The organism is Peribacillus simplex NBRC 15720 = DSM 1321 (assembly GCF_002243645.1).
Classification (GTDB): Bacteria; Bacillota; Bacilli; order Bacillales; family DSM-1321; genus Peribacillus; species Peribacillus simplex.
In genome coordinates, this window is record NZ_CP017704.1 from 4,412,305 (window position 1) to 4,425,520 (window position 13,216).

The 13,216-nt window shown below is 42.0% G+C and carries 11 protein-coding genes; all 11 read left to right on the forward strand.

Annotation, left to right across the window (positions count from 1 at the left end; translation table 11 throughout):
- The first annotated feature begins 122 nt into the window (after positions 1-122).
- The 11 genes from lepA to BS1321_RS21325 all read left to right on the forward strand — a co-directional run bounded on the left by lepA (position 123) and on the right by BS1321_RS21325 (position 13,116).
- Positions 123-1,958 carry a translation elongation factor 4 gene (lepA, locus tag BS1321_RS21275; RefSeq protein WP_063232991.1) on the forward strand — a complete coding sequence of 612 codons (1,836 nt, stop codon included), beginning with the start codon at positions 123-125 and terminating at the stop codon, positions 1,956-1,958.
- An 89-nt stretch (positions 1,959-2,047) separates the two neighbouring features.
- Positions 2,048-3,199 carry a radical SAM family heme chaperone HemW gene (hemW, locus tag BS1321_RS21280; RefSeq protein WP_063232992.1) on the forward strand — a complete coding sequence of 384 codons (1,152 nt, stop codon included), beginning with the start codon at positions 2,048-2,050 and terminating at the stop codon, positions 3,197-3,199.
- 124 nt (positions 3,200-3,323) lie between these two features.
- Positions 3,324-4,352, forward strand: coding sequence for a heat-inducible transcriptional repressor HrcA (gene hrcA / locus BS1321_RS21285; protein WP_063232993.1), 1,029 nt, complete (start codon positions 3,324-3,326; stop codon positions 4,350-4,352).
- A gap of 99 nt (positions 4,353-4,451) precedes the next feature.
- Positions 4,452-5,042 carry a nucleotide exchange factor GrpE gene (gene grpE, locus BS1321_RS21290; RefSeq protein ID WP_063232994.1) on the forward strand — a complete coding sequence of 197 codons (591 nt, stop codon included), beginning with the start codon at positions 4,452-4,454 and terminating at the stop codon, positions 5,040-5,042.
- A gap of 37 nt (positions 5,043-5,079) precedes the next feature.
- Positions 5,080-6,912 carry a molecular chaperone DnaK gene (gene dnaK / locus BS1321_RS21295; protein WP_063232995.1) on the forward strand — a complete coding sequence of 611 codons (1,833 nt, stop codon included), beginning with the start codon at positions 5,080-5,082 and terminating at the stop codon, positions 6,910-6,912.
- Positions 6,913-7,212: 300 nt separating this feature from the next.
- On the forward strand, positions 7,213-8,328 hold the full coding sequence (dnaJ, locus tag BS1321_RS21300; RefSeq protein WP_063232996.1) for a molecular chaperone DnaJ: 1,116 nt from the start codon (positions 7,213-7,215) through the stop codon (positions 8,326-8,328).
- Positions 8,329-8,364: 36 nt separating this feature from the next.
- A complete protein-coding gene (gene prmA, locus BS1321_RS21305) occupies positions 8,365-9,306 on the forward strand; it encodes a 50S ribosomal protein L11 methyltransferase (protein WP_063232997.1) in 942 nt (313 codons plus the stop codon).
- Between the two features lie 138 nt (positions 9,307-9,444).
- Positions 9,445-10,197, forward strand: coding sequence for a 16S rRNA (uracil(1498)-N(3))-methyltransferase (locus BS1321_RS21310; protein ID WP_063232998.1), 753 nt, complete (start codon positions 9,445-9,447; stop codon positions 10,195-10,197).
- 6 nt (positions 10,198-10,203) lie between these two features.
- On the forward strand, positions 10,204-11,541 hold the full coding sequence (mtaB, locus tag BS1321_RS21315) for a tRNA (N(6)-L-threonylcarbamoyladenosine(37)-C(2))-methylthiotransferase MtaB (protein WP_063232999.1): 1,338 nt from the start codon (positions 10,204-10,206) through the stop codon (positions 11,539-11,541).
- A 157-nt stretch (positions 11,542-11,698) separates the two neighbouring features.
- Complete coding sequence (gene deoC, locus BS1321_RS21320; RefSeq protein WP_063233000.1) at positions 11,699-12,370, forward strand: deoxyribose-phosphate aldolase; 672 nt, start codon at positions 11,699-11,701, stop codon at positions 12,368-12,370.
- Positions 12,371-12,744: 374 nt separating this feature from the next.
- Positions 12,745-13,116, forward strand: a complete 372-nt coding sequence (locus BS1321_RS21325; protein WP_155726462.1) for a hypothetical protein — start codon at positions 12,745-12,747, stop codon at positions 13,114-13,116.
- Positions 13,117-13,216: the final 100 nt, after the last annotated feature.

The following is a 13,216-nucleotide window of genomic DNA, read 5'->3' on the forward strand; positions in this document are numbered from 1 at the left end:
CAGCCTTTTTTTATCCAATGCCCTGCAATGATGCTTCTTTTGTAACTATTCTGTTGAATCTTGCATTTTCTATTGATATAATAAAAAATAGTGTATTGTGTCGACTAGTGGGAGTGAACGTCATGAATAGAGAAGAAAAATTAAAAAGACAATCAAAGATTCGTAACTTTTCCATCATCGCTCATATTGATCATGGTAAATCTACATTGGCGGATCGTATTATTGAAAAAACGAACGCCATGACTCAGCGTGAAATGAAGAGTCAGCTGTTGGATTCCATGGATTTAGAGCGTGAGCGTGGAATTACGATTAAATTGAATGCGATTCAATTGAAATATAACGCAAAAGATGGCGAAGAATATATTTTCCATCTTATTGATACACCGGGACATGTCGATTTTACGTATGAAGTGTCACGAAGCCTTGCAGCGTGTGAAGGTGCTGTCCTTGTTGTCGATGCGGCACAGGGGATTGAGGCCCAAACGCTTGCAAACGTGTATTTAGCATTGGACAACAATCTGGAAATCCTTCCGGTCATCAATAAAATTGATTTGCCGAGTGCAGATCCGGAACGGGTACGTGGAGAAATCGAGGAAGTAATCGGATTGGATGCTTCCGATGCAGTCTTGGCTTCGGCTAAAGCGGGAATCGGAATCGAGGAGATTTTGGAACAGGTCGTTGAATTGGTTCCAGCTCCAAAAGGTGATCCCGATGCTCCTTTCAAGGCGCTTATTTTCGATTCACTGTTTGATGCGTACCGCGGTGTAGTTGCCTATATCCGTGTTGTTGAGGGTTCCATTAAAGTGGGCGACAAAATCAAAATGATGTCCACTGGCAAGGAATTCGATGTTACCGAATTGGGTGTCTTCAACCCTAAGACCCAGCTGTTGGATGAACTGAACGTCGGTGATGTAGGTTTCCTTACGGCAGCCATTAAAAACGTTGGTGATACAACTGTTGGTGATACGATTACCAGCGCTGTGAATAGTGCGACAGAACCATTGCCGGGTTACAGGAAGATGAATCCGATGGTATATTGCGGTTTATACCCAATTGACGCATCGAAATTCAATGATTTACGGGATGCGTTGGAGAAATTGGAATTGAACGATTCAGCGTTGCAGTTCGAAGCGGAATCATCGCAAGCATTGGGCTTCGGTTTCCGTTGCGGATTCCTTGGACTCCTTCATATGGAAATTATCCAGGAACGCATTGAACGTGAATTCAAAATTGATCTGATCACCACTGCACCGAGTGTTATTTATGATGTGGTCCAAACAGACGGAACAGTCCTGAAAGTGGATAACCCGTCGAATATGCCGGATGCTCAAAAGATCGAACGGGTCGAGGAGCCATATGTCAAAGCAACGATGATGGCACCGACGGAGTTTGTCGGGGCGATCATGGAAATCTGTCAAAATAAACGCGGTAACTTCATTGATATGGAATATATCGATGAGACTCGTGTAAGCATTCATTACGAAATACCATTATCGGAAATCGTGTATGATTTCTTCGATCAATTGAAATCCAATACAAGAGGCTATGCTTCATTCGATTATGAGATGATCGGCTATAAACCGTCCAAGCTTGTGAAGATGGATATCTTGCTGAATTCTGAAACTGTCGATGCTTTAAGTTTCATCGTTCATAAGGACTTTGCTTATGAACGCGGTAAAGTGATTGTTGAAAAATTGAAGAAACTGATTCCGAGACAACAATTTGAAGTGCCGATCCAAGCAGCAATCGGGCAAAAAATCGTGGCCCGTTCTTCGATTAGTGCAATGCGCAAGAACGTATTGGCTAAATGTTACGGCGGCGATATTTCCCGTAAACGTAAGTTGCTCGAAAAACAGAAAGAAGGTAAAAAGCGGATGAAACAGGTAGGTTCCGTTGAAGTTCCGCAAGAAGCTTTCATGGCTGTTTTGAAAATGGATGATACGACACCTAAGAAATAAATAAAATAAACGATAGATAGAAAAAAGAGGGTAGAGGAGATCTAGCCTCTTTTTCTATCGACTCATTCGATTAAAAGGTTGTGAACACAATGATTAAAAGCGCCTACCTCCATATCCCATTTTGTGAACATATTTGTCACTATTGTGATTTCAATAAAGTATTTTTGCAGGGACAGCCGGTTGACGAATATTTACAGATGATGAAAAAGGAAATGGGTATGCAGCTTTCCAAATACCCGACTGCCGGATTGGATACGGTTTTCGTAGGTGGAGGGACACCGACCTCTCTAGATGAAAAGCAGCTTGCATTCTTATGTGAAGCAATCAATGAAACCTTGCCGTTTGATCCAAAAAAGGCTGAATATACATTCGAAGCCAATCCAGGGGATCTTTCGAGGGAAAAACTCGAGATACTTTATCATTCAGGTGTCAATAGATTAAGCTTTGGTGTGCAAAGCTTCAATGATGAATTATTAAAACGAATTGGCCGGACTCATCTGGCTTCTGAAGTATATGAAACGATTCATTTGGCTCAAGATGTTGGCTTTACGAATATCAGCATCGACTTGATTTATGGATTGCCGGGCCAAACGATGGAAGATTTCCAAGATACGCTGGATAAGGCGATTGCCCTTCAATTGCCGCACTACTCGAGCTACTCATTGATCGTTGAGCCGAAGACGGTTTTTTATAATCAGATGCGAAGGGGGAAATTAAACCTGCCGCCGCAGGAGCTCGAGGCGTTGATGTATGAGAGGCTGATGGAAGAGATGGAGAAGCATGGTCTGCATCAATATGAAATCAGTAACTTTGCCCGAGCTGGGTTTGAAAGCAGGCACAACCTGACATATTGGGATAATGTGGAGTATTATGGAATTGGTGCCGGGGCACATGGCTATACTGGAGGTAAAAGGGTGGCCAATCATGGGCCTGTGAAGAAATATATCACGCCATTGCTGGCGAACGAGCTGCCTGTATTGGAGGAGCATACAGTACCGCTTCATGAACGGATGGAAGAGGAGATGTTTTTGGGGCTCCGGAAAACGGAAGGTGTTTCATTGGAAATCTTCAAGAATAAATTTTTTGTTGAAATGACGGAGATTTTCAGGAAACCGCTCGAAGAAGGATCGGCAAAGGGTCTACTTAAGGTGGAAGGCGGGTTCGTGCGCTTGACTGAGCGGGGCAAACTGCTAGGAAATGAAGTGTTCCAATCGTTTTTAGGCGTTATTGATTCCGACTGAAGGAAATCTATGTTATTTTAACGATGAATTAGCGGTTTTCATTGTTGACATCATAAGCTTCATTTGATAATTTATTAGTATATTAGCACTCGATGAGACAGAGTGCTAACAGAGGTGATCTTACATGCTAACTGATCGTCAATTATTGATTCTACAAGTGATAATCGAGGATTTTATCCATTCTGCCCAGCCAGTCGGGTCACGAAGCTTGTCGAAGAAAGATGAAATTACGTTCAGCTCTGCCACAATTCGCAATGAAATGTCTGATCTTGAAGAAATGGGATTTTTAGAAAAAACCCATACTTCTTCCGGTAGGATTCCTTCTGAAAAAGGGTATAGATATTATGTGGATCATTTACTTTCTCCTCAAGCTCCGAAAAAGAATGAAATGAAGATATTAAAATCCGTTTTTGTAGAACGAATTTATGAATTGGAAAAGATCGTTCAAAAGTCAGCGAAAATACTTTCGGAACTGACGAATTATACGGCGATTGTACTGGGGCCGAAAGTGAATGAGCATAAGCTGAAAAAAATCCAGATCATTCCTTTGAGTCCTGAAACGGCAATAGCCATCATTATAACGGATACAGGTCATGTGGAGAATCGAATGATTTCCTTACCGCCTTCTTTTGATATAAACGAGATTGAAAAGATGGTGAACATATTGAATTCCCGTTTGGTCGATGTTCCGTTGGTTGATCTGAAAGATAAGATTTATAAGGAAGTGGCAGTTCTATTGAGCCGCCATATCCATAACTATGGATCAATGGTCTCCGTCCTGGCGGAGACGCTGACGGACACAAAGCCCGAAAAAATATTTTTCGGCGGGAAAACGAATATGCTGAGGCAGCCGGAGTTCCATGATATTGCTAAAGTAAGCACGCTTTTATCGATGATTGAGCAGGAACAGGGATTTTATGAACTCATTACTCAAAATCCATCGGGCATCCACGTCAAGATTGGCCGTGAAAATCAAAACACAGTGCTCGATGACTGCAGTTTGATAACGGCAACTTACTCAATCGGGCAGGAGCAAGTGGGCACTTTGGCCATATTGGGTCCAACGAGAATGGAATATTCGAGAGTGATCAGTTTGCTTTCGTTTTTTTCGAAGGATTTAACGGCCCTGATGACAAAACTGTATCAAAAATAGTAGCAAAGGTAATATTGTTAAGGTGGCGGAGGAGCATACTCCGCGGCTTGGCATATTACTTTAGCATAAATTGTATAACCCTTTTAGGGAGGTGAGATTGTGACAGAAAATAAAAACGAAAAACAAACATTGGAAAATGAAACAATCGAGGAAAGCGCTGCAGAAGCAGTTTTCGCTGAAGAAGAAATTCCAGCGGAAGAAAACCATGGTCAGGTTGAAAAGGATGAACTTCAATTGGCTCATGAAAAGATTGCCGAGCTTGAGGCAAAAATCGAAGAAATGGATAACCGTTATCTTCGTCTGCAGGCCGATTTTGATAATTCAAGACGCCGTGCCAAGCTTGATATGGAGGCGGCTCAAAAATATAGAGTTCAAAGTATTGCTAGTGATTTAGTGGAGGCTCTTGATAATTTTGAAAGAGCTACAAAAATCGAAGCGGAAAATGAACAGACGAAATCCTTGCTTCAAGGCATGGAAATGGTCTATAAAGCGATTACTGATGCATTGACTAAAGAAGGCATCGAACCGATCAGTTCGGTTGGCGAAGAGTTCGATCCGCGTTTGCATCAAGCGGTCATGCAAGTTCAAGATGAAAACTTTGGTTCGAACATCGTCGTTGAGGAATTCCAAAAAGGATATCTTCTTAAAGACCGTGTAATTCGACCTGCAATGGTAAAAGTGAACGAATAGGATTTTTACATATAAATAATTGGGAGGTAGTGAAACTATGAGCAAGATTATTGGTATTGACTTAGGTACAACAAACTCTTGTGTATCTGTACTTGAAGGCGGGGAACCAAAAGTAATCCCGAATCCAGAAGGAAACCGTACAACACCATCCGTAGTGGCATTCAAAAATGGAGAAAGGCAAGTAGGGGAAGTGGCAAAACGCCAAGCGATTACAAACCCTAACACGATCATTTCCATTAAACGTCATATGGGTACCAACCATAAAGAAGTAATTGAAGGAAAAGAATACTCACCTCAAGAAGTTTCTGCAATCATCCTTCAATACTTGAAATCATACGCTGAAGAGTATCTTGGCGAGAAAGTTACTAAAGCGGTTATCACTGTACCTGCTTACTTCAATGATGCAGAACGTCAAGCAACTAAGGATGCTGGTCAAATTGCCGGTCTTGAAGTGGAACGTATCATCAACGAACCGACAGCTGCAGCACTTGCATACGGTTTGGATAAAACAGAAGAAGATCAAACGATCCTTGTATTCGACCTTGGCGGCGGTACATTTGACGTGTCGATCATGGAACTTGGAGACGGCGTTTTCGAAGTTAAGTCCACAGCTGGTGACAACCGTCTAGGTGGGGATGATTTCGACCAAGTCATCATCGATTACCTAGTTGAAGCATTTAAGAAAGAAAACGGAATCGACCTTTCAAAAGATAAAATGGCAGTTCAACGTTTGAAAGATGCAGCTGAAAAAGCGAAAAAAGATCTTTCCGGCGTAACGTCAACTCAAATTTCTTTACCATTCATCACAGCTGGAGATGCTGGCCCGCTTCACTTGGATGTAACGATGACTAGAGCTAAATTCGATGAGCTTTCTACAGGTCTTGTGGAACGTACTATGGGACCAACTCGTCAAGCATTGAAAGATGCTGGTCTTTCAGCATCTGAAATCGACAAAGTAATCCTTGTTGGTGGATCTACACGTATTCCTGCGGTTGTTGAAGCAATCAAAAAGGAAATCGGTCAAGAACCAAGCAAAGGTGTAAACCCTGATGAAGTGGTTGCTATGGGTGCTGCAATTCAAGGTGGCGTATTAACAGGGGATGTTAAAGACGTTGTCCTTCTTGATGTAACTCCACTTTCACTTGGAATTGAAACGATGGGCGGAGTATTCACGAAACTGATTGACCGTAATACTACGATTCCGACAAGTAAATCACAAGTATTCTCGACAGCGGCTGATAATCAAACGGCAGTGGATATCCATGTCCTTCAAGGTGAGCGTCCAATGTCAGCGGATAACAAAACTCTTGGTCGTTTCCAATTGAGTGACATTCCGCCGGCACCGCGTGGAGTTCCACAAGTAGAAGTAACATTCGATATCGATAAAAATGGTATCGTGAATGTTCGTGCGAAAGATCTTGGCACGAACAAAGAACAAGCGATCACCATCAAATCATCTTCAGGACTTTCTGATGAAGAGATCGAACGCATGGTACGTGAAGCGGAAGAAAATGCCGATAGCGATAAACAACGTAAAGAAGAAGTTGAACTTCGTAACGAAGCTGATCAGTTAGTTTTCCAAACGGAAAAAACGCTAAAAGATCTAGAAGGCAAAGTGGACGAAGCGGAAGTAACAAAAGCGAATGAAGCGAAGGATGAACTGAAAGCTGCAATCGAGAAAAATGAGCTTGAAGAAATCCGCGTGAAAAAAGATGCGCTTAACGAAATCGTTCAAGCTTTGACAATGAAGCTTTATGAAGAAGCGGCAAAAGCTCAGCAAGCTGGCGAAGCCGGTGCTGGCGAGTCTGCTCAAGACGATAATGTGGTTGATGCTGAATACACTGAAGTTAACGAAGAAGAGAAAAAATAAAAAGTGACCCAATCGGGACACTGATATATTGGGCAGTATTTCTGCCTGCCATTGTAAAAAAGTCAAAGTCAGGTTATCTTGACTTTGGCTTTTTTTACAGTGGATGGAATCATTGTCGGGAAGTGCTACAATCACTGGTGGGGAATCGTGGGATTTTAGAGAAAAATGTGTGCAAATTGGGGCTTGCAATACCATTTACAAAAATGTGTTAAAGCCGTTTGTACTTTTCTAGTTGATTATTATCTTCGTTCAGTGATAATATTACCTTTATGTGAATCGAATCGGGAGTGGATTTTAGATATGAGTAAACGCGATTATTATGAGGTGTTAGGCCTTTCGAAGAGTGCTTCGAAGGATGAAATCAAAAAAGCGTATCGAAAGCTCTCCAAACAATATCACCCTGATATTAATAAAGCGGACGATGCTGCGGATAAATTCAAGGAAATCAAGGAAGCTTACGAAGTGTTGAGTGACGAACAGAAAAAGGCCCATTATGACCAATTCGGACATACAGATCCCAATCAGGGCTTTGGCGGTCAGGACTTTGGCGGTTTCGGCGGTTTTGAAGATATTTTCAGTAGCTTCTTTGGTGGCGGCGGACGCAGAAGAGATCCTAATGCGCCGCGTCAAGGTGCGGATTTACAGTATACGATGACACTTTCTTTTGAAGAGGCTGCATTCGGAAAAGATACTGAGATCGAAATTCCGCGTGAAGAGAATTGTGATACATGTAAAGGATCAGGTGCCAAGCCGGGTACAAAAGTGGAAAACTGTTCACATTGTCATGGAACCGGTCAATTGAATGTTGAACAAAACACAGCGTTCGGAAGGATTGTGAACCGGAGAGCATGTCACCATTGTCAAGGAACAGGAAAAATCATTCCTAATAAATGTTCAACATGCGGCGGCGACGGAAAAGTCCAAAAACGTAAAAAGATTCAAGTCAAGGTGCCAGCAGGAATTGATGATGGCCAGCAGTTGCGTGTAACCGGCCAAGGAGAGCCAGGAATCAATGGCGGTCCGGCAGGAGACCTGTATGTAGTCTTCCATGTGCGCAGCCATGAATTCTTTGAGCGGGATGGCGATGATATATATTGTGAAATGCCGGTTACTTTTGCCCAGGCAGCATTAGGCGATGAAATAGAAGTTCCGACGCTGCATGGTAAAGTGAAGCTGAAGATTCCAGCAGGTACACAAACAAGCACTCGTTTCCGTTTAAAAGGGAAAGGTGTTCCGAATGTCAGAGGATATGGCCAAGGAGATCAGCATGTGGTCGTATTAGTGGTCACACCTAAGAAATTAACGGAAAAACAAAAGGACCTGCTTCGTGAGTTCAGTGATATCAGCGGACAAGGTGTTGATGAACAAGAAGATGGCTTTTTCTCAAAAGTAAAGCGTGCTTTTAAAGATAGGTGAATAAAAGTAAAAGAACAAATTGGGAGTTGGTAGATTATGAAGTGGTCTGAATTTGCAATCCAAACAACGAATGAAGCGGTTGAACCTGTTTCGAATATTCTTCATGAGGCAGGTGCGAGTGGTGTTGTCATTGAGGATCCTCTAGAATTAGTCAAGGAACGTGAAAATGTTTTTGGCGAAATCTACCACTTAAACCCAGATGATTATCCGAATGAAGGTGTAGTCATTAAGGCTTACCTGCCCGTTAACAGCTTCCTTGGCGATACCATTGATGCTATTAAGGAATCAATCAATAATCTCCTTCTTTTTGATATAGACCTTGGGAAAAATGTTGTTTCAATTAGTGAAGTGAATGAAGAAGAGTGGGCGACGGCTTGGAAAAAATATTATAACCCCGTCAAAATATCCGAACGTTTTACAATCGTGCCAACATGGGAAGACTACACTCCAGTAAGCAGTGACGAATTGATCATTGAACTTGATCCAGGCATGGCCTTCGGAACGGGAACACACCCGACGACGGTCATGTGCATCCAAGCGCTAGAACGTACAGTACGGCCTGGGGATTTAGTCGTTGATGTTGGAACGGGTTCTGGTGTTCTAAGCATTGCAGCTGCATTATTGGACGCAAAACGAATTCAGTCCCTTGATTTGGATGAAGTGGCAGTACAGTCAGCCATACAAAATGTGGAACTGAATAACGTGCAGGATAAAGTGACCGTTTCACAAGGCAATTTGCTGGATGGTGTGAATGAACAAGCGGATATCGTCGTGGCTAATATTCTTGCCGAAGTGATCATGCGTTTTACGGATGATGTAGCGAAAGTAGTTAAACCTGGCGGATATTTCATCGCCTCAGGAATCATTCAAACTAAGAAACAAGATGTGAAGGATGCGATTATAGCATCTGGGTTCACTGTTGAAGAAACGATCTTGATGGAAGATTGGGTGGCAATAATCGCGAAAAGAAATGATTAATTGAAAAAGTTACTCTGATTATCGGGTATTTGGATAGTCAGAGTACCTTTTTTTAGCTTGAATCTTTGCACGGCTTGCATTCTGGATTCCTGACTGTTAGCCTGTGAGTTTTTTAGACTAGACGAAGTAGGTGGCAGTGTGCAACGGTATTTTCTTAACGAAGTAGACATCAATGGAAACACGGTGACGATATCAGGCGATGATTTTCACCATATCGCCAGGGTGATGAGAATGGGACCAGGGGAGCGGATCATCACGGTGAAAGGTAATGGTATGACGGCTGTCGCGGAAATTTCGGAAATTACTGATGATGCTGTTATAGGGACCGTTACCGAATGGAAGAATGAAGAAAAGGAACTTCCTGTGAGGGTTGTGATAGCGAGCGGTCTGCCTAAAGGGGATAAGTTGGAATATATCGTTCAAAAGGGTACTGAACTGGGTGCCGTTGAATTTATCCCTTTTATTGCTGCTCGTTCGGTGGTAAAATGGGACCACAAAAAGGTAGGTAAGAAATTGGAGAGGCTCCAGAAGATTTCAAAAGAGGCGGCTGAGCAATCTCACCGCACGGTTATCCCTGCCATCAAGGAACCGATGACGGCAGATCAGCTAGCTGGGTATGCTTCCGGATTCGATCATAAATTAATCGCTTTTGAAGAAGAGGCAAAACGGGGGGAAACTTCTGTACTCGCTTCTGTATTGAAAGATATCACCGCTGGGCAATCCATCCTATTCGTTTTTGGGCCTGAAGGTGGTTTAGCAGATAAGGAAATTGAAAAACTGACTGAAGCCGGTTTTTTGGCTTGCGGTCTTGGACCAAGAATATTAAGAACTGAAACAGCACCTTTATATGCACTTTCCGCTGTTTCTTATCATGTAGAACTTTTGAGGTGATGAAAAATGGCAACGGTCGCTTTCCATACATTAGGCTGTAAAGTGAATCATTATGAAACAGAGGCTATATGGCAATTATTCAAAACTGGGGGATATGATCGTGTTGAGTTTGAAAATACATCAGATGTATATGTCATCAACACATGCACGGTGACAAACACTGGCGATAAGAAAAGCCGTCAGGTCATCCGTCGTGCCATTCGTAAAAATCCGAATGCCGTCATAGCAGTAACGGGTTGTTACGCACAGACATCGCCGGCAGAAATCATGGCCATACCTGGAGTGGATATTGTTGTAGGAACACAAGATAGAGTTAAACTCCTTGATTACATCGAGCAATTCAAGGTTGAACGTGAACCAATCAATGCCGTAGGAAATATCATGAAAAACCGTGTCTACGAAGAGTTGGATGTACCTGCTTTTACAGACCGTACGCGCGCTTCACTTAAGATTCAGGAAGGTTGCAATAATTTCTGCACTTTCTGCATCATCCCTTGGGCTCGTGGCTTGATGCGTTCCCGTGATCCAAAAGAAGTCGTTCACCAGGCTGAACAGCTTGTCGAGGCAGGCTATAAAGAGCTAGTCCTCACCGGAATTCATACTGGCGGCTACGGAGACGATTTAAAAGACTATAATTTGGCGATGTTGCTGCGGGACTTGGAAAAAGTCGATGGGCTGAAGCGTATCCGAATTTCATCCATTGAAGCCAGCCAAATTACAGATGAGATCATTGAAGTGCTGACGAATTCGAAAAAAGTGGTACGTCATTTGCATATACCAATCCAATCGGGTTCCGATACAGTTCTAAAGCGGATGAGACGTAAATATACGATGGATTTCTTCGGTGATCGAATCGAAAAGTTGAAAATTGCACTTCCTGGTCTTGCTGTTACCTCTGATGTCATCGTAGGTTTCCCAGGTGAAACCGAAGATGAATTCATGGAGACATATAACTTTATAGAAAAATATAAATTCTCCGAACTTCATGTTTTCCCTTATTCAAAACGGACAGGGACTCCGGCTGCCCGTATGGAAGATCAAGTGGATGAAGAGGTTAAAAATGAACGTGTCCACCGCCTTATCACTTTGTCGGATCAGCTGGCAAAAGAGTATGCCTCACGATTCGAGGGGGAAGTTCTTGAAGTCATTCCTGAAACGAAGTTGGAAAATGGCCTTTATGAGGGCTATTCCGATAATTACATGAAAGTCGTCTTCCCGGCTTCGGAAGAAATGGTCGGTGAAATTGTCAAAGTGAAAATTACAAAGTCTGGCTATCCATTTAGTGAAGGTCAGTTCGTGACGGTCGTGAAGGATTTTCCGTTGCAACAAGCATCCAATATCTAAGACAGCGGTAAATCGCTGTCTTTTTTTTATCCTCTTTTAGATGTGTTATCTTGGTACTTTCGGGTAAAGACTATATATATCGTCAAAGTGGATAAACTATGGTATCATGAGAGGTACGTACAACTAGTTATAGATTGTTTTTGAGGAGGATTTATTAATGTCACAAAATGTAGCAGGTTTAATTGACCACACGTTATTAAAAGCAGATGCAACCAAAGAGCAAATAAAGGTATTATGCGAAGAAGCGAGAGAGTATAACTTTGCTTCCGTATGCGTAAACCCAACTTGGGTGAAATATGCAAGCGAACTTTTGGAAGGTTCAGAAGTGAAAGTTTGTACGGTTATTGGCTTCCCTCTAGGTGCAACCACACCGGAAACCAAAGCTTTTGAAACGAAAGACGCCATCTCCAATGGCGCTCACGAAGTCGATATGGTGATCAATATCGGCGCATTGAAGGACAAGGATGATGAGTTGGTAGAGCGGGATATTCGTGCTGTGGTAGCGGCATCAACTGGTAAGGCTCTTTCAAAAGTGATCATTGAAACTTCTTTATTGACTGATGAAGAAAAAGTCCGTGCATGTGAATTGGCCGTAAAAGCCGGAACGGATTATGTGAAAACATCAACTGGTTTTTCGACCGGCGGAGCGACTGTTGAAGATATCACGCTTATGAGAAAAACGGTTGGCCCGGATATCGGTGTCAAAGCTTCAGGCGGAGTCCGTAACACGAGCGATGCTCAGAAAGTGATTGAAGCTGGTGCAACAAGAATTGGAGCGAGTGCAGGTGTCTCAATCGTAAAGGGCTTAACGGCTGATTCCGATTATTGATTTTGTAAGGGGCGTATAATAAGTCCCTGAAATAAAACAGGCGTAGAAAAATGAATTATTTTTCTACGCCTGTTTTTTATTACTTCCATAAATAAATCGGATTGTAATTCAAATGGTGATATCCCATGCCTTTGTGCATTGCGCCTATTACTTCCTGAAAAAGGTGGCCTCGTATCATTTCTGGATTTGTACTTGTCATTTTTGGAACCCATAAATTCAAAAATAAGCTTATTGTGGATTTAATAGATATTAGGGGGTAAAGAGGGGAGTAAACGTGCTTATATTAAATACATAAACAGGGGGAGGAAAATGAAAAACGGGTTTTTAATTTACTTTTATCAATAACATTAGCTTTTTCTTTAATTAGCGTTTCAATGGCTGTACCTAAAAAAGCAGAAGCATGTTATCCAGCATACAAATGTATGTCCAGATCTACTTTACCTACAAGTTATAAATTAATGTTTAGTAATAAAGATAGATCAAAAGGGGTATTCATTGGTATAACGGCCGTTAGTGCTGGTGGTCTTATTCCTGGAGTTGGGATACCTTCCTTCCTTTCAGCAACTGCATTAGGTGTGAAAGAATTATACGGATACGCTTCTTATAAATCTTACGTGAAAAGGAATACGAAATCTGGTAAGATTGGTATAATTAAAACAGTGCACTATAAGGAAAAAAATTATAAAGGGAAACTAAAACTACTTACGATGAGTGGTGAAATATATGGTGAACTTTTGGGTATATAACACTTTAATAACCGTTCTATTTATAATGGCAGTAACGTTTTTTTATCTAACATCTTTCTCTAGTAAAGGTATGATCGTTTTGATAGTAGCTGCTGTTATA